At 40.9% G+C, this 25727-nt stretch carries 15 protein-coding genes; 4 read left to right on the top strand and 11 right to left on the bottom strand.

The genetic code is table 11. The features are described 5' to 3' along the window. Positions 1-82: 82 nt before the first annotated feature. The 3 genes from PAUR_RS21500 to ctlX all read right to left on the bottom strand — a co-directional run bounded on the left by PAUR_RS21500 (position 83) and on the right by ctlX (position 4113). Positions 83-1405: a metal-dependent hydrolase family protein gene (locus PAUR_RS21500; RefSeq protein ID WP_192509764.1), complete on the bottom strand. Its 1323-nt coding sequence runs from the start codon at positions 1403-1405 to the stop codon at positions 83-85. A 190-nt stretch (positions 1406-1595) separates the two neighbouring features. Beyond that, positions 1596-3008, bottom strand: a complete 1413-nt coding sequence (locus PAUR_RS21495; protein WP_192509763.1) for an alanine/glycine:cation symporter family protein — start codon at positions 3006-3008, stop codon at positions 1596-1598. A gap of 187 nt (positions 3009-3195) precedes the next feature. Then, positions 3196-4113 carry a citrulline utilization hydrolase CtlX gene (gene ctlX, locus PAUR_RS21490; RefSeq protein ID WP_192509762.1) on the bottom strand — a complete coding sequence of 306 codons (918 nt, stop codon included), beginning with the start codon at positions 4111-4113 and terminating at the stop codon, positions 3196-3198. A 269-nt stretch (positions 4114-4382) separates the two neighbouring features. Between ctlX and PAUR_RS21485 the strand changes: the two genes are divergently transcribed. After that, on the top strand, positions 4383-4814 hold the full coding sequence (locus PAUR_RS21485) for an Lrp/AsnC family transcriptional regulator (protein ID WP_192509761.1): 432 nt from the start codon (positions 4383-4385) through the stop codon (positions 4812-4814). A gap of 62 nt (positions 4815-4876) precedes the next feature. Here the strand turns inward: PAUR_RS21485 and PAUR_RS21480 are convergent, their stop codons facing one another. From PAUR_RS21480 to PAUR_RS21470, 3 genes are all read right to left on the bottom strand, one after another. Further along, complete coding sequence (locus PAUR_RS21480; protein ID WP_192509760.1) at positions 4877-5356, bottom strand: VOC family protein; 480 nt, start codon at positions 5354-5356, stop codon at positions 4877-4879. Between the two features lie 2 nt (positions 5357-5358). Further along, a complete protein-coding gene (locus PAUR_RS21475; RefSeq protein ID WP_192510165.1) occupies positions 5359-6225 on the bottom strand; it encodes a DUF417 family protein in 867 nt (288 codons plus the stop codon). Between the two features lie 108 nt (positions 6226-6333). Then, entirely contained in the window at positions 6334-6990 is a 657-nt protein-coding gene (locus PAUR_RS21470; RefSeq protein ID WP_192509759.1) for a GNAT family N-acetyltransferase, read from the bottom strand. Positions 6991-7276: 286 nt separating this feature from the next. Between PAUR_RS21470 and PAUR_RS21465 the strand changes: the two genes are divergently transcribed. Together PAUR_RS21465 and PAUR_RS21460 are read left to right on the top strand one after the other, a co-directional pair. After that, positions 7277-8632, top strand: a complete 1356-nt coding sequence (locus PAUR_RS21465; protein WP_192509758.1) for a hypothetical protein — start codon at positions 7277-7279, stop codon at positions 8630-8632. 198 nt (positions 8633-8830) lie between these two features. Next, the gene (locus PAUR_RS21460) at positions 8831-19075 is read left to right on the top strand and encodes a tandem-95 repeat protein (protein WP_192509757.1); all 10245 of its coding nucleotides are present in this window, start codon (positions 8831-8833) and stop codon (positions 19073-19075) included. A gap of 362 nt (positions 19076-19437) precedes the next feature. On the opposite strand, the gene PAUR_RS21455 is transcribed toward PAUR_RS21460, so the two are convergent. From PAUR_RS21455 to PAUR_RS21440, 4 genes are all read right to left on the bottom strand, one after another. Continuing rightward, complete coding sequence (locus PAUR_RS21455; RefSeq protein ID WP_192509756.1) at positions 19438-19689, bottom strand: DUF2999 domain-containing protein; 252 nt, start codon at positions 19687-19689, stop codon at positions 19438-19440. A gap of 129 nt (positions 19690-19818) precedes the next feature. Beyond that, entirely contained in the window at positions 19819-20448 is a 630-nt protein-coding gene (locus PAUR_RS21450) for a LysE family translocator (protein ID WP_225738542.1), read from the bottom strand. Between the two features lie 9 nt (positions 20449-20457). Further along, complete coding sequence (locus tag PAUR_RS21445; RefSeq protein WP_192509755.1) at positions 20458-21471, bottom strand: S41 family peptidase; 1014 nt, start codon at positions 21469-21471, stop codon at positions 20458-20460. A 379-nt stretch (positions 21472-21850) separates the two neighbouring features. Then, positions 21851-22432 (bottom strand): GNAT family N-acetyltransferase, encoded by a 582-nt coding sequence (locus PAUR_RS21440; RefSeq protein WP_192509754.1) that lies wholly within the window; start codon positions 22430-22432, stop codon positions 21851-21853. Between the two features lie 155 nt (positions 22433-22587). Between PAUR_RS21440 and PAUR_RS21435 the strand changes: the two genes are divergently transcribed. Then, on the top strand, positions 22588-23595 hold the full coding sequence (locus tag PAUR_RS21435) for a tetratricopeptide repeat protein (RefSeq protein ID WP_192509753.1): 1008 nt from the start codon (positions 22588-22590) through the stop codon (positions 23593-23595). 134 nt (positions 23596-23729) lie between these two features. Here the strand turns inward: PAUR_RS21435 and PAUR_RS21430 are convergent, their stop codons facing one another. Further along, a complete protein-coding gene (locus PAUR_RS21430; protein WP_225738596.1) occupies positions 23730-25682 on the bottom strand; it encodes an alpha-amylase in 1953 nt (650 codons plus the stop codon). Positions 25683-25727: the final 45 nt, after the last annotated feature.

Raw genomic sequence — 25727 nt, 5'->3', positions numbered from 1 at the left:
TGTAGACGAAAAAACAGTGTCGATAATATAGGTTAAGCGCAAAGCACTTTTGTCATACAGCAACAATCGCTTTAATCTGGCACTATTCTTTATATACAATACCCGCTTTCATAACAAATGGCACTTGCTGTAATGCCCGAATATCGTGCTCGGGGTTTTTATTCAGTGCAATAATATCTGCATTCATTCCCGTATTTAAGCGACCTAAATTATGCTCTTGACCCAATAACTTTGCAGCCGACACGGTTGCACTCACCAGCACTTGCTTTTCAGACATACCATATGCAACCATGAGCTCCGCTTCTTTAGCATTAGTTCCGTGACGTGATACACCCGAATCTGTACCAAAGGCAATATTAATTTTGTGTTTTAAAGCTTTCTGAAAAGCTTCTTTCATCACAGGTGCTACTTGCTTTACTTTATCAACAATGGCTGCTGGCATTTTCGGGTTACTTTTGGCTTCTTCGGTCACAGTCGCTCCAGCCAATAAAGTAGGCACTAAATAGGTACCATGTTGTTTAAACAACTCAATTGACGCTTTGTTGAGATAAGAGCCATGTTCAATGGAGTTAACGCCTGCCTTAATTGCAGCATTGATCCCCTCGGTGCCATGCGCATGTGCTGTTACTTTGCGGCCTAAACTATGTGCCGTTGTCACAATCGCAGCAAGTTCATCATCTGTTAATTGCTGTTTAACACCTGCTGCTGTATTACTTAAGACTCCCCCCGTCGCTGTAACTTTAATAACATCAGCACCACTTTTTACAACCGAACGCACCGCCCGACGACAATCGTCCGCACCATTACATATACCTAATCCGCCAGTCACCAGTTGGTTGATGTCATGGCGGTAGCCATGTAAATCACCATGACCACCCGTAGCTGATATAAAATCCCCAGCAGCAAAAATTCTTGGACCAATTATTCGGTGATTATCTACCGCACGTTTTAATGCGAATATCACTTTATGCGGCCCACCTAAATCCCGTACCGATGTAAAACCCGCTTCCAGTGTATTCGACAAGTTAGGAATAGCACGAAGTGCTTGATCGGTCGCATATTCAGTGACCCACTGGTGTGGGTTTGCTGCGGGGTTGCGTTCAAAAGCCAGATGTACATGCATATCTATTAGTCCAGGCATGACATATTTGTCTTTTAAGTCATAAACTTTTGCATTTGGCGCATTGAGTGACTGGGGCGTGCGGTAACCATCGTATACAGCAGCAACTTTACCACCGTCGATCACCAGAGTTTGCTTCGAACGTGAAGGCTCTAATGGGTCAATAAGCGCTTGCCCAGCATAAATAATGGTGTCAACGTTCGCATTAACACAACTTGACACAATTAACACACTGGCGGTGAGTAAGTGCTTAATAGTCTGTTTACTTATTTTTGTTTTTTTCATCAATAATCAACTGAAACGCTCAAAGAGTAACCATTTGATAACATAACTTGAAGAGCAATGACATAAAATATGCGACTATTTCACAAGCGTGCTCGGTAAAAGTAAAAGCATGCTGTATATATGCGCATTAAACTTCCAAGCTAAAATCTATAACCTGTCTTGTTTCAGGTTCGATATCCACATTCCCTCTTTACTCTTTTGACCAAACTCCTAGTTCACACTTTCCTTGCACGTTAACCTCAGTGTCACTGAATTTGGGCTCTTTTCCTTGCGCTCGCTGTTTATGATAATCCTTATTGACCGCAATCACGGTTGGGGTCAATTGAACAATGGCAAAAATATTCACTAACGTCATTAAGCCCAAAGCCATATCAGCTAAGCTCCACACTTCTTTTAACGTTGCGGTTGCGCCCCAGAGCATCATTAATAAATACAACGATGTATACAGCCCACGACCCACTCTATTATCTAACTTAAACAGGTGTAAGTTACTTTCTGCGTAAGCAAAATTAGCCACAACAGACGTAAATGCAAATAATGTAATGGCTGCGGCAACAAAATACACGCCACCTGTAGCAAGGTGTGCGGTCATGGCGCTTTGTGTCAAACGGATCCCTTCCATTTCTCCACTAATGTTAATATCGGCCAATAAAATGATCACCGCTGTACAACTACACAACACAATAGTATCTAAAAAAACCCCTAACATTTGAATATAGCCTTGGGTTACAGGGTGATTCGGCACTGGACTAGCGCTACCAGATGCATGGGGAACACTGCCAGCTCCGGCTTCGTTTGAATATAACCCTCTCTGTATGCCATTTTTTATCGCAGCGCCCATTGCGCCTGCACCAGCCTCTTGTAAGCCGAACGCCGAGAGTATTATCTCTTTGAGCATCGCAGGCACGTCGCTGATATTCACCGCAGTAATAATCACAGCCATAGAAACGAATAGAATGCCCATAATTGGTACTACTCGCTCGGCAAACCTTGCGATTGCTTTCAGCCCGCCAAGAATAATAGATCCAGCCAGTATGGTGATCACTAAACCTGAATATAGTTCGGGTATATCAAATGCGAAACGCAGCGCATCCGTAATTGTATTCGTCTGCATCGCACTAAAACTAAAGCCATAACCTAAAAATAAACACACAGAAAAGCTCACGGCTAACCAGCGCTTGTTCAACCCCAGTTGAATATAATAAGCAGGTCCCCCTCTAAACTCACCTTGACTATCTCTGACTTTATACACTTGCCCGAGTACGCTTTCCGCAAACCCAGTGGCCATACCCAGTATCGCAATCACCCACATCCAAAAAATGGCACCACTGCCACCCAATGATATTGCAACGGCAACCCCAGCTAAATTACCAGTGCCAACCCGAGCTGAAAGCCCTGTACAAAGCGCTTGAAATGAACTTATACCTTCTTTTTCAGCCTTATTACTGCCTCGTAGCAAAGAAAACATATGACAAAACTGGCGAATTTGTATCACGTTTAGTTTGTATGAAAACCATACACCGGCAAAGAGTAAGACATAAATCAATACTTGACCGTGTCCCCACAAAACACCATTCACTGTACCTACAAATTGTTCAAACATAATGCCCTCTTTGTTAACGCTATTTCATACGTGTTATAATAGTTATCCCAAGGTTCTGCATTTCTGAATTAAAGTTCTATCTTCACCTTATTATTGTTATATCACATGCGCTCATACTCAGGTCAAATTGCAATATACATGCAACACTTAACAATGAGAGAGCGGCTAACAAAATTTTACATCCACCTTAATTAAATTTCTTACTTGGTAAATGCACACCAGCAACCATACACCTAACAGAGCCACCTGCAGATTCTACCGTTGAGATATCAAATGGTAATAATTCCACAAACTCTTCAAGTACTTCGATTTGTTCTAAGCTCAATGCTGAAAATGCCGTTTGTGATAATGCTAATATCTTATTGTTTCGCCCTTGTAGCTCTATGGCGTTTCCACAGAACTGATTGACTTGCGTATTACTTAATTTAATCACTTTTAAGTTATTATTACGAAAATGCGCGAGTAGCCTTGGTTGCTGGTGCTTTGGTACCATATCTAGTCCAACCATCACGAACTGATCCGCAACACACATCACCACATTAGTATGATAAACGGGTACTTTATTTACGTCATATGCATTAAAAATGACAGGCTCAACCGCTAACTCCGTACATACCTGTTCAACGAGTTCTCGGTTACTTCTTTTTGATTCAACCACATAAGCAGCACTATTATTATGATCTAGTACCATCGAACCCGTGCCTTCTAAAAACACCTCTCGGTTGACTCTGTTACTATAGTCAATCGTTTGCTTTACTTCATAGTGTTCTGAGAGGTAATCTAAAACATCTTGACGGATCTCTAAGCGGCGGTTTTCTGCATACATAGGATACACAACCACTGAACCATTACTATGGGTCGAAAACCAATTATTAGGGAACACTGAGTCTGGTGTTTTATCCGATTCGTCTTCAAACAAATGTACCATCACGCCCGCAGCCATTAACTGTTCAGCAACACGTGTAACCTCAAGATAGGCTTGTTTAGCCACATCACGACCCTTTGTACATATTTGGAAAGTATTATCCATCATGGTTTGAGGGTTTGACGTAAAATGATGAGGTCTCATCATCACTACTGTATTCGGTGCATGTACTTTATTCATATTAAAACTCCTGTTCCGACCAAACCGCTAACTTTCGTATACTGATGCAGAACACCATTATTAACTCTTTGAAACTTAAGCTGCATTATCACACTTTCAGACAGTGCAGTGACTCTTCGTCACGCTAGAGTGATTATTTTAACGTGATCAATTACTATAAGAAATGGCAATAAAATGCACAAATAATAATATTTTTATACAAATTGCTAGATATAAATACAAAAAGTGCTAGTTTGATCACCTACTCACATAAAATATAGCGACGAATCATGACGCCATATATTTACGATTCTCTTGATAAACAATTAATCATTGCCTTAAGAAATAATGGCAGAGCAAGCATATCTGAGCTGGCAAGCCAGCTAAAAGTGTCGAGGGGCACTATACAAAACCGCTTAGATAGACTAATTGGCAGTGGTGCGATTTTAGGCTTTACGATTCGCATGCATGAACAACTTGAAACAGATTCAATTAAAGCCATTATGATGATAGAAGTCGTAGGCAAGTCTACGAGCCAGGTTGTTCAGCAACTTAAAGGGATCCCCGCACTTGTTAAAATACATACAACGAATGGGGCTTGGGATCTGATTGCTGAAATGAATACACCTAACCTAACAGAATTCGATAGAATACTACGGCAAGTACGGGAGTTGGAAGGAGTATTAAATAGTGAAACAAGCATAATGCTTACAAGTATGTAGTAACCATTATGCATATTCAATAATAAAGATAATCGTGCATATGTCGCAGCGCTAATAAAGCGTTATTTGCCACTACGAACAATAAACTCAATCCTATTTCCACTGGGTTCACGGATCATCATATGCTGGGTTGGCCCTTTACCTAAAAGCTCTGGCGCAAATTCTATTTTCATATTTTTTAATGTTTTAAAACGCTCATGTAACGCATTCAATTGGGCAACTGAGCTTACATTAAATGCAAGATGATGTAGCCCTACATTATTTTTGCGGTTAAACGGTTGCATTGATAAAGGTGCTACCACTTGCCAAAGTGTAACCATAACATGCTCATTAGATAAAAAATAAGCGGGGTAAGTTGTGTCATGTCCATTGACCTTAAAACCTAACTGGTCGACAAAAAACGCTTTAGACAGCTCAAGGTCTGACACCGTTAACCCTACATGATTAACGCCGCCAATCGCTATCGGATCACTCTTTGCAAATACTGCTCCGGTAAAAAAATTTAAACCGATCAATACTATCAATATTAAGTTTGTCTTCATTGTTACGCCTCAACTTGCTGTGGCACAAATATCGATTTATCCAAGCTGATACTGTATTGTGTGATAACAGCAAGGTTGCCAATAAACCATAAATCCTTAATCACAAATTGCCCTAAACCGCTTAAAAGTGTTGCAGAACTGAACGCACCTTCTGCCGTTAATAAGAAGGTTTGCGTCATAACAAACACCGCACCGGCCCCAACCACCGCTATAAATGCAACTCGAGGGGCTTTCATCCAGATCGCAAAACCCAAAACAGTGGCAAACAACACATCATAAGCCCCTATTGCATTTGACGCACCTTGCACAGTAAATATGGCATATAACCAAGACATAAAGGGTGATGTTTCAACCAATGAAACAATGCCATTTGCTTCAAATTCAAAAAACTTCATCGCTCCTATCCAGTACAAAACTAACGCGACAGGTAAAAAATTCAACAATGCATGTTGACGAAGACTCATTGCATCATATTTGCATAGGTACACAGCAAGCGGGAGCAACGCCGCATATTTTATTATTCCCTGGCCAGAACCAATAATGGGAAAGCCACCAAGGCTCGCTATCCAGCGTGTTTCGCTAAATAGTGTAAATAAAGGGACTAACGCAAGAATGGCAACAATGGTAAGCAATACACTGCGTAAAGCGGGCTCTCTCGCAGCAAAAATAACTAACAGTGCACTGACTAGAAACACAATTCCGGTCAAAATGCTTAATAATGGCGTATCAACCCACTCAGTCAACAAATAAAAGTTAAATGTATGTGTAATGGCATTCGCATTGCTACCCAAAAAGAATGAAAACCCCAATAGGGTAAAGCTAATTAATAATGTAATACGCACTATATTACTGGTTTGATTGTTCGTCATCATCGACCTCGGCATCTAATTAATAACCAAAAGACCGAGATTGTGATAATTACTATTCAATAGTTATTAATTTAGTCTCAAATTAATACTTAAAATGTCATTTGACGATTAACCTACCACACTCATTAGCAGTGTAGCAGCAGGAAATAAACCTTTACTACTCCCCATATTAGTCATAGATTTAATCCAAAACATCAATGGCTTGGCAGTTTCTTGTTCATCACCATGCTCTCGCCAATCCATAATACAAATATGATTTGCCAGTGGTTTATAACCAAAGTGCTGCCACATGCCGTCTAATGGTTGATATGAATGAGGTCTTTTCAAATGATTTGCTTCACGTACAACAGTCGCTAGCGCAATATAATTGTAAGAACACAATTGGCTAACAAACTGCTCTGCCAATTTAAACATTGTCGTTGCATAACCATTGCCACGATAACGTGGATACATTAAAACCTCGCTAAAATAGAATGTCGAGGCCAATGGGTACATGCTATTAACAAACGGACGTCGCACAGCCGGTTGTTCATGGGCCAAAGGTAATCCTGTTAATCCTCCAACAATTTTTCCTTGGTCTTTCATTACCACCATAAAACTTTGCTTGGTATTCGCAAATTTACGAAGGTACTCAACTTCATAACTTACACATCCGCCATATAAGTATGGATATTCAGCAAAAATGTCGATCCTGAGCCGCGCAATTTCATCAATTGCATTCGTAATCTCATCGCCTGTTAATATGTCGAATGTATGCTGTGTCATAGCCTGTTACTCTGATGATTTTTCTCTATCATAAAATGTAAATGTGGAATAACTATGGACTAAAACAGGCGAATGAAGTTTGCGCGTGACCTTTTGATAAGTCACGAGTGTTTAGTGAAATAAATAAACACATTTATGAACTTTTTCATTTTTATTCCTCATATACTGCCTTAATCAGTTTCTATTAATTCATATAAAACAAAAATTTATACTATTGAATTAAGCAAAACATTTGCGGTACAATCTGTACCGTTATTATGGAATTTAATTTTTCGAAGGATATGAGATGAAACGACTCACACTCGTGTGTGCGGTAAGTACTGCCTGTTTATTAACTGCTTGTGGCGGCTCGTCAAAGAGCAATATCAATGTTACTAACTCGTCTACTAATACAACAATACCTGTAAACGCGACCCCACCACCAAACCCTGTTTCTAAATACGGCATCAGTTTTAATACAGTAATTGAAAATGACTGTGGCGTTGCGCCTATTGCAAGTAGTTTAGTTTTTCATAACGAGCAAGGTCAAGCCATTGAAGCACCAGTGATAAAACCAGACGGTCTGTTTCAATATAGTAGACCTGCTGATACCCATTATATTTCTATCATTGCAACGCAAACTGATAGCAATAATGAAAAGCAAACTGAAATCATCACCATCAACAATGTAAATGACATCGCCAGTGATCTAACATTAGGCTCAGTGACTTTCAAAGGTCATCAAAGCTGCGATTGTAATACTGTTAATTTTGATGTTAGTGAATTAGCCGTAACTAATTCAGACTACACATTAACCGGGTTTTCTGACAATATCATTTTAGCAAAAAGCCCAGCGGAATTAACACTTTGTGCAAACTCACTACAAGAGAAACTCCTGTTTATTAAAAATGCTAATACAGGTGATGTACGTGGCGGGATGTTTTCACTCACTGATGGTAATCACATTGTACTAAGCGATGCCGACTTCACCTCAACAGGCGTCGTAGTCAATACGACACAACACACACAAGCCAACGAATACGTTTTAATATCAACCAACCCTGCCAATCTTGTTACGCGAGAGCAATCTAGATATGCACGATTTTCTGATACCCCACTCTATATCTTCCCTAACATTGTTGAACAAAGTTACATCACCTCATATTTAGAGCAAACCTCATCTCAAGCGGGCATATCCGTCACGATTGCATCATTTGTCACTAATACAATTGATGATACTGGCACCTATAACACACTTACCCACATTCAAGGCTCTTATGAGCTGGCCGCAGCATTTACTGAATTTAGTAACTCATTTAGTGACGCCTCACAATCTGTAACATATGACTTTGGTAATGCTGATCAAAGAATAAATGAAGTCACGGTTACCCTAAGGTGGCAAGACCAATTTAATGGTAATGTCAGCTGGGCGATCAGGGGCAAGGCGCAAGCAAACATTGCTGCCGATTTATCATTTGGTAACTACCTCAATGAAAGTACCGCACAACTCAGTAACCCGTCACTGAGCGTAACACTCGCCGCTCACCAATTTAACGGTGATTTTGCCACACTACAAAGGCTAAGAACCGAACCGCTATCAAGCAATGAAATAAGGGACTTGCTCGCACAGTCAGCCTTTTTAAACATTACAGCGGATCAGTAACATTAAAACCCATTGAGCGAACGCTTACAAAGCCTGCTAGGCATGGCAACTTACTGCATTAAAGTTGTTATGCCTTTTTGCATATAAATAATAAAAAGTGTAACGAATTTAGTGCATTGCACTCACCATTTTTGATTTAACACCATGGAGTACTGATTTAATCACCCAGTACGCATTGAAGTAATAGAAAGGACTATTATGACTATAAAACGACGGGAGTGGATATTCCTCTCATCAGCTAAACACAAAACCTTGAGCCAGTGTAATAGCCATCTCGGGATTACTTGGAAAGGTACTTATCTATATCAAGTATTTGCCTATATTTTACTGACATTTTGTAGCCTAAGCTCATATGCCGATGAATGTACAAAATTTCATGTCGTCACTGAAAATAATGCTAGTACACTTCAATGTATTGATGAGAACCAAGCAAACAAAGTAGTATCTTCCGTTACTTATAAAATACAACGAGATAATCGGTTCGAGAAACAATTCATTGGCGCAGATAATGTTGATTATCCTCCCACAAGTATTAGTTATTCTTACTACAACAAATTTACTATTGCGTCTTCTACTTCAACACCAAAAAAAACCTTTAGTGCACTATTCAGCGCCACAGGCTGGAAAGCCTCAACAGCAATTTATAATAATGAACACCCACCTAAAAAAATGTTACTTGATGGTAATAAGTTTAAAATCTCTGGTAGTGAACCACTTCGTATATTTTTGCAATACGATAGCCCTAACTATGCCGCTAGCTACAACTATCGCTTAGAAGAAGGAGCGGTAGATAATGACAAGTTTATGTTTCACCACCACACCCAGACGATAACCTCAAAGCCAAGCAACAATATTGGAACATATACAATAAGGCTCACAGCCTATAATTCAATTCACTCTATCACTCGAGATTTTAAGATCGATATAGTCGATAACCTAACTCCTTCCCCTCGCTTAGATCCCATTATATATGGAGGCACAAGCCTCAATATTCATGAATATATAAACATTAATGAATCCAGTGACTATCGTTTTACGATAAAAAATAACCCTGATTGGTTAGAAATCCTTTCATACTCGGACGCTATTTACGGTAAAGCTCCTCAAGCGGGTATTTACGATAACATTTTAATTACCGCGACCAATGATCACAATACGATTGAATTTCCACCTATAACCATTATTATTTCCGAAGATGTCCAAGTCGCTCCTATAAAAACCTTTGAATTTCCAGCTGCAGAGGTATTTGCCGGTCAGCAACTCTCCCTATCAGGCAGGAAATCCAACAGGTATGATAGTCCGGTTGGCCCTGTTAGTTATTCAATGCATCGAATATGGCCAGACAATGACAACGCTGATTGGATAAAAGTTAATCAGTACGGTGATATTTCCGGAATACCGACATCAAACAGTACTGAACTAGTGAGTGCGGCACTGCATATAACCAGTGATAATGGTCAATACACAACTATTGCTCCACTTTCTGTAACGATTAAAAAAAGTACCACACCTACAATATCAGGGAGCCCAAGTACCGCCGTTAACGAACACCAGCAATATACTTTTACGCCACAAGCCAGTGATAATGAAACACCAGAAAATCTATCCTATTCAATTGAAAATATGCCTCACTGGGCTGATTTTGACCCTACAACAGGCACGCTTTCAGGTATACCACAGGACCCCGATGTTGGCCTGTATAATAATATCACTATTAGAGTATCAGACGGACTTTTAACTGACGCTCTTTCGTCATTCTCCATTAACGTAATTGGCAAGAATGACCCGCCAATCGCGCGGGAACAGCATATATATTTAAATGAAGATCAAATGACTCTTTTTATGTTAAATGCAGAAGACATTGATAGTACGCATTTAACATACAAAATAATTAAATCACCTCAGAATGGTGAAATAACATTAAATGGAAGTGAAGGTACTTATTCTGCGAACAGAAACTACCATGGTTCTGACAGTTTTACTTTTAGAGCCACCGATAACGAAGGTCTTTTTTCTGATGCAATTGTAAATATAACAATTAGGCCAATTAATGATAGACCGTCAATTTCGATCTCCTCTACAAGAGTCTCTATATTAGAAGATCAGTTTTTTAGATTTACTCCAACTATCACTGATGTTGATGGTGATGCCTTATCAATTCATATATCAAACAAACCCAGTTGGATGAGCTTCAACACCATGACAGGTGAATTATCAGGTACACCAAAACAAAATAATATTGGCCAATATTACAATTTGATTTATTACATAAGTGATGGTCAAACATCTGCAAACTCACCTTATTTTAACGTAACAGTACTAAACGAAAATGATGCACCGAACCTTTCTGGCGTTGCCCTTAGAAGCATAGATGAAGATACTCAATATAGCTTTAAGCCCACTCTAATTGATGAAGATCACGGTGATTCCCATTCATTTAGTATATTAAACAAACCCTCTTGGGCGAGTTTTAATAACACCTCCGGTGAACTTACAGGCACACCTAATAATGATGATGTTGGTATATATCAAAACATAAAAATTTCAGTTGTAGATTTTGCCGGACTAAGTGATTCTTTAACACCGTTCTCAATCACTGTAAATAATGTAAACAACGCACCTGAATTGACCGGTGCAGCAAACAGTGAAGCAACAGAAGAGAAACTGTATAGCTTCAATCCAACATTGCATGACATTGACAAAGATGACAGCCATAGTTTTAGTATTGTAAACAAGCCTAAATGGGTTAGCCTAAACCAAAGTACGGGAGAGCTGCGTGGTTACCCTGATGATAATGATATTGGTGAATACAACAATATACTATTATCAGTGACTGATAAGGAAGGTTTAAAGGCATCATTGCCCGCATTTCGTATCACAGTTCTCAATGTAAATGACGAGCCAACTCTGACGGGTTCACCACTGGCTGAAATTGATCAAGATGAACAATATGTCTTTACCCCAGAGGTGATAGATCCTGATAAAGATGAGAAACACTCTTTTACCATAGAAAACAAGCCAAGTTGGGCTAATTTCAACTCAAATAATGGTACTTTAAGTGGGAAGCCAAATAATAGCCATGTTGGCGAGTACAGCAACATAGAAATATCCGTTCTGGACAAATCATTGGCGAGAAGCCTTTTACCCAGCTTTAGTATCACCGTGAATAATATAAACGATGCACCAACAATTACCGGCGAGCCAAACAAACTGATACCACAAGATCAAGCATATTCATTCACCCCAGTAATCAATGATATTGATGTAGATGATACTTACACCGTATCTATACAAAACAAACCTGATTGGGCAGTCTTCAACAATGAAAATGGTGGTTTATCAGGTACACCAACAAATGAATACGTTGGCAACACTGAAAGCATTATACTAACAGTGACCGACAAAGCGGGTGAAAAAGCAGTATTAACTCCCTTCATTATCACTGTCGAAAACACCAACGATAAACCACAATTAACAGGTACACCGCAATTAAATGTGGCTCAAGATAGTCCATATACTTTTTCACCCATACTTAGCGATATTGATATTGATGACTCACACACTTTTGCTATTCAAAACAAACCTGAATGGGCGAGCTTTAATACAGAGTCAGGTACATTAAGTGGCACTCCGCTTAATGAACATGTTGGTAGCACTGAAAATATTATTATCAGTGTGCTCGATAAAGCGGGTGAAAAAGCAACACTGCCCGCATTTTTCATACAAGTAACTAATGTCAATGATGCCCCTGTATTAACAGGCACTCCAGCAACCTCAATCAATGAAGATGTGCTATATAGCTTCACACCGTCACTTACTGATGTAGATTTGGATGACTCACACACTTTTTCTATTGAAAACTCACCTGTGTGGGCAACCTTTAATACCACATCAGGCGTGCTTAGCGGCACACCAACAAACAAGCATATAGGTAGCACTGAAAATATTATCATTAGCGTGACAGATAAAGCCGGTGAAAAAGAAACATTACCCGCCTTTAATATTACAGTGAAAAACGTCAACGATGCGCCACAATTAACTGGTACGCCGTCATCAAGTGTGGCCCAAGGTAGTCCATATACTTTCACACCAACACTCACCGATGTTGATAAAAGTGACTCACACACGTTTGCTATTCAAAACAGACCAGAATGGGCCCGCTTTAATAGTGAGTCAGGTACAGTCAGTGGTACCCCTCTCAATAAACACGTTGGTGGCACTGAAAATATTATCATCAGTGTGACAGATAAAGCCGGTGAAAAAGCAACATTACCCGCCTTTAATATTACAGTGAAAAACGTCAACGATGCGCCACAATTAACTGGTACGCCGTCATCAAGTGTGGCCCAAGGTAGTCCATATACTTTCACACCAACACTCACCGATGTTGATAAAAGTGACTCACACACGTTTGCTATTCAAAACAGACCAGAATGGGCCCGCTTTAATAGTGAGTCAGGTACAGTCAGTGGTACCCCTCTCAATAAACACGTTGGTGGCACTGAAAATATTATCATCAGTGTGACAGATAAAACCGGTGAAAAAGCAACATTACCCGCCTTTGATATTACGGTGGAAAACATCAATGATGCGCCACAATTAACCGGTGTGCCGTCATCGAATGTGGCACAAGACAGCGTATATACTTTCACACCAACGCTCATTGATGTTGATAAAAGTGACTCACATACGTTTGCTATTTTAAATAAACCCGAATGGGCGAGCTTTAATTCTGAGTCAGGTACATTAACGGGTACCCCACTCAATAAACACGTTGGTAGCACTGACAATATTATCATTAGTGTGGCAGATAAAGCCGGTGAAAAAGCGATTTTACCAACCTTTAGTATTACAGTATCAAACACCAATGATGCACCACAGTTAACAGGTACGCCGCCATCAAGTGTAGCGCAAGACAGTGCGTATACTTTTACACCCACACTTAGCGATATTGATGTTGATGACTCACATACTTTTGCTATTCAAAACAGACCTGAATGGGCGACCTTTAATACTGAGTCAGGCACTTTGAGTGGCGCACCGCTTAATGAACATGTTGGTAGCTCTGATAATATTATTATCAGTGTGGCTGACAAAGGAGGGGCAACAGCAACACTGCCTGCTTTTGCTATTGAAGTAACTAATATCAACGATGCGCCAACCCTTACTGGTGCTCCTTTGCTAGAAGTCGAGCAAAACAATCTATATCACTTCGCACCGACATTAACAGACCCAGACCTTGAAGACATACACACTTTTTCAATAAAAAATAAACCAACTTGGCTCACCTTTGATGATGCCTCTGGCGCGCTGACGGGTATAACCGCCGATAAAGATGTAGGTACTTACGAAAACATCATCATCAGTGTCAAAGATAATGCAGCAGATAGCCCATCAGTGAGCTTGGCTCCGTTTAGTATTACAGTTATTAACAGCCCTGACATTCCCTCAGCTGAACCTTTTCAATTTACATTGAATGAAGGCGAAGCACTGACTATTGGGAAAGTAAACGGTTTGCTTAGTACTGCCACTGATGTGGATTTAGACTCTGGCGATACACTTATTGCAATATTAAGAGAGTCTGTAAAATACGGTACGCTTACTCTCAATGAAAGCGGTGCATTTATCTATGAACATGATGGGTCTGAAACACTCGAAGATACATTTACATATCGAGTGAAAGACAGTACAAATCTTGTATCAACAACTCAAACCGTGACACTCACGATTAACCCTATTGATGATGCGCCAATAGCTAAAAATGATGAAGTGAGCACACAAGAAGATACGCCCGTTACCTTCTCTCTCATTGACAATGATACTGATGCAGAACAAAAGCTTGTTGCGGCTTCTGCCATGCTTGTGACAGAGCCTAAATTTGGCTCAGTGTCTATCATCAATGGTAGTGCCACCTACACGCCAAATAAACACGCTAATGGGCCTGATTCATTTACTTACACCGTGTCTGATTCCACCCCACTAACCTCTGAACCTGCCACGGTCAATATTGCAGTTGCCGCCGTAAACGATGCGCCAAAAGCAGTCAACATCTCTAAAATGACGGATGAAGATACAGACTTAGTCATCTCGATAGACGATATTCGCACCCAAGCAAGCGACATCGAAGACACTAATCCAACAGGGGGCATTAAGCTTACCTCTGAGCCGACACATGGTGCAGTGACTTTGAACCAAGCTAATGGCACATTAACTTACATACCTAATCTCAATGTGGTAGCGACCGACACCTTTAAGTACACCATTGCCGACAGCAACGAAGAAGTGTCTAACGAAGCGACTATTAGCATCAATATTGGCGCAATTAATGACAGACCCGTTGTTGAAAATGACAGTGCACAAACCGATGAGGATACCCCATTAACATTAGACATATTACATAATGACTCTGATGTTGAAGACCAAGGTTTTAACGGGGCAAACATTATTCTGGAAGACCAAGGCAAAGGGGAAGGCTTGTTTGACCTTGCCACTGTTACCGTAAATGCCGATGGGCAGCTACATATAGCACCCGCTAAAGATGCCGTTGGAGAACTGACCTTTACCTATGTGCTAACAGATAGTGAAGCATTGGCATCAGTACCAGCTACTGTGAAAGTGACCATTAAACCAGTTAATGACGCACCAGTGGCTGAAAACAACACAGCAACCGTTCAAGAAGATGGGTCATTTGAAATTAACATTTTAGGTAATGATACTGACGTAGATGCGAATGATAAGTTAGATGTAGCAAGTGTAACTTTAACTGATGCAGCCAGTTCTGGTACAGTGGTTATATCAGCTACTGGCACCGCGACCTACACACCTAATGAAAACTTCTCAGGTTCTGATAGCTTTACCTATACAATCAAAGACATTGCTGGTGCTATTTCAAATAAAGCAGAAGTCTTGGTAACAGTTGAAGCGGTAAATGATGCACCAATAGCAACACCAAGTGCGATGACTGTTGTCGAAGACGGTAGTATCGACATTACACTAACAGGAACAGACATTGAAAAGTCTGCGCTAACTTACAAAATTAGCACTACACCTAGTAACGGGGTACTCACACCAGTAAGCGGTGCAGTATGGTCATATACGCCAACAGCAAACTTTAATGGCACTGACAGCATTTCATTTATCGCCAATGACGGGGAGCTAGATTCTGCGCCGGCACAAATAGCAATCACGATCACAGCGATAAACGATGCACCCAACGCGCAAAATGTATCAGCAACTACGGATGAAGAAACCCCAATTTCGATAACACTCAATGGCAGTGATATTGATGGTGACAACCTTAGCTTTATTATTATCAATCAACCAAGCAATGGCTCTGCGACACTGTCTGGTGGACAAGTAAACTACATTCCAAATGATGATTTTACTGGTACTGATAGTTTTAATTACCAAGTAAATGATGGTTCGCTCACCTCTAACAGTGCTGTTGCCAATATTCAGATAAATAACGTGAATGATGCGCCAAACATCACAGGCACACCTGCGACCACAGTTCGTCAAGGTAATATCTATACCTTTACACCAAGTGCAACTGATATTGATAGTACACAGCTGAGCTACATCATAGTCAATAAGCCGACATGGGCTAATTTTGATAGTACAACTGGGACTTTATCAGGCACCCCTGCTCGCGGTGATGTCGGTACTAGTAACAACATTTCTATCACAGTCAGTGACCAAGAACTCACAGCTTCTTTACCCGCTTTTAATATTGACGTGACCTTTACAAATACACCGCCTCGCGCACAAGCACAAACCATATCGGTACAGGAAGATGGTACAACGAGCTTTATACCTGCTATCAACGATATCGACGGTGATGCGTTAAATGTAGAAATTGTTACTCAACCAAATGCTGGCACTGCGTCTGTACAAGGGAATACCCTCACATATACACCAAATGCCAACTACAATGGAGAAGATACACTCACCTATATTGTTGATGATGGCACCGACAAATCATCAGAAGCGCGTATTGCTATTAATGTTGTTTCTGTGAACGATATGCCACAAGCAAATCCTGACACATTCACATTTGACGGCAACGATGCCAATCGCTATGTACTTGATGTGTTAAGTAACGATACTGACCTCGATGAGCAGCCACTCACTATCGTTGGTGCACAGACATCGATCGGCAGTGTTTTGGTTGAAAACAATCAATTGGTATATCAAGCACTAACCCAAGCTTCAACCACTGTGACTATTCACTATGTGATTGTGGACCCTGAGCAAGCACGTAGTGCATCAAGTGCAACGTTAAACATTACCTCACAGCAAACGGGCTTACCTGTAATTGCCGCCCCAGCTGATATTTCAGTGGATGCAACGGGCTTATTCACTAAGGTAGAACTGGGTGTCGCCACCGCGACCGACAGTCAAGGCAATACACTTGCAGTGTCATTAGTCACTAATAAGCGCATATTTACCCCAGGTAAACACCTTGTTTATTGGCAAACCCAAGATAGCCAAGCACGCACGGCTATGGCATCTCATACCGTCACGGTAAACCCAATTGTATCTATTGATCAGGGTTTTACCGTCAGTGAAGGCAGCAGTAATACCATAAGTGTCCAACTAAATGGTGATGCCCCTAGCTACCCAGTCACCATACCGTATACAGTCTCAGGCTCTGCGTCTGCTGCAGATCACACCTTAGAAAATGGTGAGGTCATTATTACCTCAGGCCGTTCAGGCTTAATCACATTCGATGTTATTCAGGACGATCTGCAAGAAAAAGGCGAAGCAATTATGATTACGTTAGGTAATGAAGTGAATGCGAATTCATCAAGTAATACAGCCACTATATCTATCGAAGAAGGAAATATCGCCCCGCAAATCACCACAACAATCTCGCAACAAGGCGAAAACCGTACCCTCGTCGCAGCTGATCAGGGTGAAGTCTCACTCTTAGCAACTGTGTATGATGCTAATGCCGATGATGTATTACAAGTATCATGGGCAAGTACAGACCCTCGTCTTCACAATACCAGTGGGATAGATAAAGAGTTTACCTTCTCGCCAGCAAAGCTACCTGCGGGTAATTATACTATTACTGCAAGCGTGACAGATAACGCAACGCCAGCACTGACAACTTCTCAAGATGTATATTTTGAAATCATTGCACAACTGGCTACGCTAACATCGCAAGACAGCGATGGTGATATGATCCCAGATAACGAAGAAGGCTATGCCGATTCTGACGGCGATGGGATCCCTGATTATCTAGATGCGATTTCACAACCGAATGTGTTACAAGGCAGTGCTGGTAATTCAACTGCCCATTTGATTGAAGCTCAACCTGGTACATCTTTGCGTAAAGGCACATCTGTTGCGCAAAATAATTCCGGTGGCGCGCAACTATTAAGCTCAGAATTACCCAGTGACGATACGGCACAAAATGTCGGTGGTTTATATGACTTTATTGCCTCTGGCCTAATGAATGCTGGTGATGTATTTACCATTGTGCTGCCTCAATATGAGCAGGTGCCTTTAAATGCTATCTATCGCAAATACAAAAATGGCGAATGGGTCAACTTCACGCTCGGTGACGGAAACACGGTGATGTCAGCTCAAGGCGAATCAGGCTATTGTCCTGCATCAAGCAGTAGCCAATGGCATGAAGGACTTAACCCTGGTCACTGGTGTATTAAACTACAAATTGTCGATGGTGGTCCTAACGATGATGATGGCCTCGCGAATAAATCAGTGGTTGATCCAAGCGGCATGGCTATCGTACTCAATGGCAATTCATTGCCCGTTACCACCGAAGACACCTTCACAATCACTGCAGGTAAGCGCACTCAGCTAGATGTACTCAGCAATGATAACGATGCTGATGGTGATGTATTATCTATTGTTAATGTCACTAGCGATATTGGTACGGTTGAGCTCAATGGCAACGACATATACTTTACGCCACCCAATAACTTTGCAGGGCTTGCACAACTAACGTACATGGTTGGAGACACGCAAGGAGGGTCTGCAACCGGTCATGCCAGTATCACCATCGTGATGAACAGTGCACCGATAGCAACGCGAGACACAGCGAGCACCAAAGACAATCAAACACTGGAAATTGATGTACTCGCCAATGACCATGATGTTGACGGAGATACTCTAACAGTCACAGCGGCAAGTGTTGATGAAGGCTCTGTGCGTATTACGTCAGGTAATACACTGAGTTTTGTGCCTACCAAAGGTTTTGCGGGAAATGCCACTATCTTATATACAATTTCTGATAACGCCGGTGCCACAGCCAACGGGGAGGTTATTGTGACCGTCACACTCAGCCCAACTGAAACACCGACAAAACCAACACCCGATACACAGCCTGAAAAGGTAAAAAAATCATCAGGCTCATTTAACCTATTATTACTCATATTACTGAGCCTAATTATGAGGCGCAATAAACACCTCTTTTAATAAATACACATTTTAAAGATGCGTTAAAAGCCAGCTCAATTGCTGGCTTTTTTATCACTTATCAGCACAGCTATTCGTTAACCTCTAAATGTTCTCAATTCATGAACAACCAGAAACGCACGGAGTCTGTTACGTTAATTTACGAGCTGTGTCAGTAAAAAAGTTACACAATCCCGCCAACACAATTGTATTGAGTAATGTGATATACGTTTATGGTTAACGTTGAATCGCGAATAACATGCGATTAAATACAATACGGAGGCTGAGAAAAGTGACGTGAGCAGTTTTATGTGTAAGGGCAACAGAAACGCGAATAGGTAAACGAGCGAGGGATTTTTCCATCGCTCTTAAATTTAGTTAAATTATTGATTAAGCTTTGCTTTTGCTTCTTCAACTTTCGAAAAATCTAATCCGAGTTCATCAACCGCTTCTTTGATAAGCGCTGGATTTTGCATAACCAACCCCATGAGCTGCTGCAGCTTTTCCGGTGGGATCCCAAGCTGTGATACAACCCCCATCGCCATCAACGGATTTTCTGTCAGCGTTTGAAATAGTTCGCTTATTTTTTCATCACTAATATTATGTTCTTTCAAAATCGCAATAATTGGGTTCATTAAACTACCTTAATTAAATAGAGTTATCGGGCCAAAGCTCACTATCCATTTTTTTGTAAGCCAAGTGCATCAAAGCATAGACCCTATTAATAGTGGCAAATTTTACAAATTCAAGTAAATGTCCGCTCTCTACTTTTGACGCATCAATGCAACAGCTAGCCCTGACACCAAAAATACCACCCCAGCACCCATATTTAGTCCTGACATAATAGTGGGACTTTTCTGTAACCAATAACGCAATCGCGATGCACTCATACCCATTAGACTAAATCCAACCGTAGTCAATAGCGCAAACCAAAGCCCATATCCCATCATTTGGCCTGTCACAGACCCCAAATCTGGGTTGACAAATTGAGGTATAAAAGCCAGCACAAATAATCCTGGTTTTGGATTCAGTGCAGCCGACAAGAACCCAGTCCAGAATATCGAGCGCAAGGATTGTTTGGCTACGGGGTCAAAGTTAAATAAATGTCGGTGACGCAACACTTTTACACCCAACCAAATAAGATAGCTCGCACCTACCAATTTCACGATATAAAAAGCCACAATAGACGTTTGCAGTAGCAGCGTTAATCCTAATGAGGCCGTACAGACATGAAAAAGTATGCCAGTACCCGACGCAATACCAGAGACAACGGCAGCCCGCTTTCCTTGACTGAGCCCCCGTCCTATTGCTAATAAATTGTCAGGCCTAGGAGAGCAAACAAGCAACAAACAAGCGATGGAATAAGCTAACACAATCTCAACTGGAAACATCATTCTCTCCTATTACTTTAAAACTGGTTGCTTAAGTGCAGACTTAATATCACTCATTTCATGTGGATTCTTTTGTGTCAACGCGAGTTGTTCTAGCGCTTTTTTATATGCATACTCTAACGCCTTATCAGCAGTTATACTGTGATCTGGCTGCACCCCTTTACCTTCCCAGTTTGTATTTGTTATTGGGTTAATTGCCATAGCAACGGGCATAGCTACATGTATATCATCGCCAATATCAACAAATCGCCATGGATTTGCACCGCCCTTCGTATTCTCGCCAATGATTATGGCACGCCCTAAATGTTTGAAATTGTATGCAAACTCCTCAGCAGCAGAAAATGTCGCATTGCTCGTTAAGATATAAATAGGCAAAGAAGGGCGTTTTTTTCCTTCAATAGCAACCGTCCAATACTCACTAGTTTGGTCTGTGTCACGAGAGTAAAAGCTGTTTAAATGCGTTTTTTTATCAAGAAAATAACTACTTATTTGTTGAACCATTGCAGCATCTCCGCCGCCATTTTCACGTAAATCAATTATCAAACTATCTACATCACTCAACAGTGTCATAATGGCATGTACTTTTCGTTTACTTTCCTGCGTTACATTTGCAAAGCCCCAAAATGCCATAACACCGACATTCCCTGGTAGAATTTCAATCCGATTGAATCCAAAATTTTTGCGTTCTAATTGCGTAAACCAAGACTCATATGGCGCTTTTTTTGCTTCCATGGCATCCTGTGTATTCGGTTTATGAGACACACCAAGATGTTTATCAAACGCTTGCAATCGAGTATTAAGTATCGGCAGCAATTCTGATGCACTCTTTGCCTTTGTAAAGTCCTCCGACTGTGTAAAGTGTGTTAAATGACTCATTATTGCGGGAATATTCTGCTGCAAAACGTAAAACTCTTCTATGTGCTTTTTCAGTTCATTAACCAATTGATGCTTATCCACTGCACTGGCAATAGCAGATGTAGATATTATTTGTATCAACAGCATCACGGGAACTACAAAATACTTCATATAACCTCTATGCTCATTATCCTTCATACAGAGCAAACATAGACTGACCAATATTCGGTTTAGTTCCCATAAAGTTAAGTTGTTATTTTCTAAAAAACGTCAAAAGGGTCAACTTTAGAATACTTCGTCTACTCAAGCGTCATTACAACAATAAACACACAAAATACACCCGAGGCCAACAATCATCTATTGCCTGTTTCAGCATGTACAGCCCTCTTATAGTTCCCTAAAATCATACCAAATAACGCGCTCAATCAGGCCCAGATATACGTTTACTTTTTATCATCACTCTGCCCACTGATTTCCATCATTTCAGGGGCTGCATTGAGCCTACCTGTCTGTGGAGCAATCGTTACAATTTGCTAAATAAATTGATTGGTTAGCTAGCCAGCTTATATTCAAGGTTATTTCGCACAGCAGGCCATTCACTGGCAATAACGGAGTACACTGCGGTGTCTCTAAGTGAGCCATCTTTCATTATTTTATGAGCACGTAACACACCATCCAATTTCGCGCCTAAACGCTCAATCGCAGTACGTGAACGGTGATTCAAAAAGTGAGTTTTAAATTCAATTGCAATGGCATTATGTTGTTCAAATAAATTTTTCAATAATAACAACTTAGTTTCTGTATTTACGGGACTGCGCCTGGCTGAATCTGCATACCAAGTATATCCGATAGCAGCCCGCTTATTATTTTTATCCACCTCATAATAACGGGTAGTTCCTACAATTATATTTGTTCGTTTATCTACCACCACATAAGCTATATTTCCCTGCTTAGCCTGCTCCAGCGCATCTGTTACATACTTTCCCATATCATCTGGATGCGGTACGTTCGCATACCAAAGCCGCCAATGCTCACCGTCCCTTACCGCTTGCTTTAACGCCTCGCAATGTTGCAAGTCAATTGGAACTAATTGTACATACGTGCCTTCTAGTGGTTGGTTTTTTATCCACATATTCTATACTCACCCTCTTTAGGATATACTTTCAGTAAATATATATTATCAATATTATATATTGTTTATTAAAGGTATTTAATATATTCCTTTACTTGCCAGTTATAGAATACTATTGCACAATATAACGAAATGCAGCGCTTTAGGAGCTTGTCGTGGTACTCATTTCATCTTTGTTTTTTGTTGCTGCTTTGAATACCGCTTCCGATTTACCCAACATCAACGGGTTTAAAGAACGTACCAATAAAGACCCACTTTATATCTCAACTCAATTTGCAAAATACAACGCCTTGCCCCCCAGTCTAGGTGCATTTACATTCTATAAAAATATATTAATTGCCGCTGTGAAACACAACGTTCCAGACATCGCAGTGAAGGTTAGCAAACGTTTAAGTCAACCTGAATGGCAAGAATTCCCCGAAAATAAGCCGTACCACTTACTCAACAATTTAGGGATTTTATACAGAAAAAATCGCTTCTACAGCAAAGCACTACTCGCTTATCAATGCGGTTTAGGTTTCGCTGTAAATAACCCAAATGAACAAGTTAAAATACTGCTCAACATGTATTCATCTCAGTTAAAACTCGGCATGCATGACGAAGCTCTATCATCACTTAAACAGGCTGAGTCAATGGCCAGTGCACACCGCGATAAACAACGTATCAAGCAAAAAAAAGCCAGTTTACATTTAGATGCAGGTCAGTATGAATTAGCGCAACGCTATTTTATTCAACTATTTAGAGACGACAGCTTAAGAGGCACTCCAGAAAATGCTGTTAGAGCTGGCCTGAACCTGCTTGATAGCCTTGTTTTGCAAGGGAAGTATCAGCAATTTTGGCGCTACCATAACTCGGTAAAACAAGCTATTTTTGACTTAAAAAAAGAGAACTTTCACTATTTCTACCATTACTTAATCATGGAGGCGGTCGTCACCGCAAAAATGCTCCCCAGTGAAGTGCAATTTTCACGTGTGGCTTATGCGCTAGAGAGAGCCATTTTCTTATACCCATATGGTTTAAAAGACTCGTTACAAAAGTATTTGGAAATTATCGATGTGCCTTGGGTTACAGAACACGTTGCACCTTATGCGAAAATGGATCTCAATGCAGTAAAATTAAAGCCGGTCCCTGATAGTTTACTGGACCAGCTATGTAAGCATTAACCTTCATTACTTGGATTGCGTTAAAGAGGTGTTTTAGCGCAGTCATGTCACGCAAAAATATATGCAAATAAGCAATCACCAGTCTACTTACATATATCCTGTGGGTCATAACCTAATACACCATGTCTACTCTTTTAAAAATCGGCATGGATAGCTGAACTATTGCCAAACTCGAACACATTTATTTGACCACACTGAGCAAAGTGATTATTACTCATATAAGGAGCGCCTGCTTGGTTAATGTCTCCCTCCCAACCTTGCCCATTATTTATGTATGCTTTCACTTCAAACCAACCATTTACCGAAGACGAGCAGTCCATTTGAACATCCAACATCCAATAATGCGGGCCATAGCCATTCAGCACACTTTCACCGTATCCATCTACTTCAACTGTACGCTTAACACCCCAATTATTTGGCCATTTATTGGTTGTCCAATCTAAAGCGGTCCCCGCAGCACTGGTATTTTGCCCTGATTGCGCACCATGCCAATCCAAGTAACTATCACCAACCTTCCAGCTTTGCGTGGTGGTATTACGTAAATTATTATGTGCCATTGGCAATGCACACTTAAATGGCTCAACATCACAATCTCGCCCAATACTCTTGCCATACGTATGGTCAATACCGCCTCTAATAAATACATCTTGACCTGTGGTGGTCTGTGCCTTAATAAAAACAACAGTGCGTTGCATTGGTGAAGAGGTAGGTCCATTAACAATTTTACTATGATGATGCACAGCAACTGCATCCATAGATGAGACTGAAATAACGCTCATACCTTGCTCGTTAACCACCAGAGACTTACCGGTACAGCTGCTTTTATCAGCGCTGAGCATACCCGTTAATACATCACAATAAACACCTTTAGTTAAACCTGTTTGTAATGTTTGCTGTAATAAATTTGTCTCTTTGTTAATCGCAACAAACCCTTCAGCACCACGTGAGAAAGCAATTTGATTGTTACCGTTATCCCACCAGTTATTAACTTGCCATGCACCTGTTGTATTGTTTCTAAAATTTACGGCTCCAGAAATCAATGTTTTCCTGTGCTCACACTGCCATTGCTGCGCGAAACAATTCAACTGCGTACCTTGATGAACTGGTACATTAGGACCGCCTGCATCAGTGTCTCCATAAAACTCGAAACTCGACATAACTTTTGGGTACCCGTAGGGGTATGTGAGCATAAACACATTTGCCAACTCATATAACTTACCATCAGCAAATGTGACAACATTTCCGGCTCCACCATGACCACGTTGATTGTCATGATTGTCGACGAATACCACGGCTTTATAACTTGGCATCATCCCCCACGCTTCGCCAAAGTTACTCAGCCATGCCAATTTGCCATTTTTGAAAGTATCTCCCAATTTAGTCGAATACTTAAACTCTGTAACAAGTCCATTGTTAAAGTATTCACTGGCACTGACCGCTTCCCCTCCTTGATCAATCACTTCTTGGAAAACAAGCGGTGCGCCCGTAACTTGGGCTAATATAGTTGCAATGTCTTGTGCCGGCATATGTTTACTTGCATCTAATCTAAACCCAGCGACACCCGCCTCAACGAGGCTATTCAGATAACCAGACAATTGTGACTGTACATAAGACGAGTCAGTATCCAAGTCAGTCAAACTGACCAATTCACAGTTTTGCACTCGCCATGCATTATTAGCATAATCCTCTCCATTAATTGCACAGGTCGTATGGAAATCTTGCGGACTGTAAGTTGGAAAGTTCTTATAAGAGAATGTTGAACCCGCAACGCCCTGCCCACTTCCTGCGGCCATATGATTGATCACAGTGTCCACATAAATATCAACGCCAGCTTGTTTGCAACGTTGCACCATGTCTTTAAATTGTTGTTCGCTTCCTCCTCGGCTCTGTAGCTGATAGCTCACGGGTTGATAACGCGTCCACCATTGCTCACCAATAATATGCTCATTCGGTGGAGAAACTTGTACGGCGGCAAAGCCTTTCGGGCCTAAAAATGTTTCACACTCCTGAGCTATGTCAGGCCATGACCATTCAAATAAATGAACAAAGGTTGTTGGTTGGGCATTCACAGTAGCGGTCAAACTCATCAGTGTTGCACCACTGATAAGTAACCACTGCGTGGCTTTTAATCG

Origin of the sequence: Pseudoalteromonas aurantia 208, from assembly GCF_014858725.1 — a bacterium.
Taxonomy (GTDB): Bacteria; Pseudomonadota; Gammaproteobacteria; order Enterobacterales; family Alteromonadaceae; genus Pseudoalteromonas; species Pseudoalteromonas aurantia.
This window is presented reverse-complemented; position numbering and strand designations above follow the sequence as displayed.

What these genes read in the sequence shown, in the direction of transcription:
- PAUR_RS21500 (WP_192509764.1), bottom strand. Translation starts at nt 1,405, where the DNA reads ATGAAAAAAACAAAAATAAGTAAACAGACTATTAAGCACTTACTCACC.
- PAUR_RS21470 (WP_192509759.1), bottom strand. Translation starts at nt 6,990, where the DNA reads ATGACACAGCATACATTCGACATATTAACAGGCGATGAGATTACGAAT.
- PAUR_RS21480 (WP_192509760.1), bottom strand. Translation starts at nt 5,356, where the DNA reads ATGAAGACAAACTTAATATTGATAGTATTGATCGGTTTAAATTTTTTT.
- PAUR_RS21445 (WP_192509755.1), bottom strand. Translation starts at nt 21,471, where the DNA reads ATGAAGTATTTTGTAGTTCCCGTGATGCTGTTGATACAAATAATATCT.
- PAUR_RS21495 (WP_192509763.1), bottom strand. Translation starts at nt 3,008, where the DNA reads ATGTTTGAACAATTTGTAGGTACAGTGAATGGTGTTTTGTGGGGACAC.
- PAUR_RS21450 (WP_225738542.1), bottom strand. Translation starts at nt 20,448, where the DNA reads ATGATGTTTCCAGTTGAGATTGTGTTAGCTTATTCCATCGCTTGTTTG.
- PAUR_RS21430 (WP_225738596.1), bottom strand. Translation starts at nt 25,682, where the DNA reads ATGAGTTTGACCGCTACTGTGAATGCCCAACCAACAACCTTTGTTCAT.
- PAUR_RS21455 (WP_192509756.1), bottom strand. Translation starts at nt 19,689, where the DNA reads ATGAACCCAATTATTGCGATTTTGAAAGAACATAATATTAGTGATGAA.
- PAUR_RS21460 (WP_192509757.1), top strand. Translation starts at nt 8,831, where the DNA reads ATGACTATAAAACGACGGGAGTGGATATTCCTCTCATCAGCTAAACAC.
- PAUR_RS21485 (WP_192509761.1), top strand. Translation starts at nt 4,383, where the DNA reads ATGACGCCATATATTTACGATTCTCTTGATAAACAATTAATCATTGCC.
- PAUR_RS21440 (WP_192509754.1), bottom strand. Translation starts at nt 22,432, where the DNA reads ATGTGGATAAAAAACCAACCACTAGAAGGCACGTATGTACAATTAGTT.
- PAUR_RS21475 (WP_192510165.1), bottom strand. Translation starts at nt 6,225, where the DNA reads ATGACGAACAATCAAACCAGTAATATAGTGCGTATTACATTATTAATT.
- PAUR_RS21465 (WP_192509758.1), top strand. Translation starts at nt 7,277, where the DNA reads ATGAAACGACTCACACTCGTGTGTGCGGTAAGTACTGCCTGTTTATTA.
- ctlX (WP_192509762.1), bottom strand. Translation starts at nt 4,113, where the DNA reads ATGAATAAAGTACATGCACCGAATACAGTAGTGATGATGAGACCTCAT.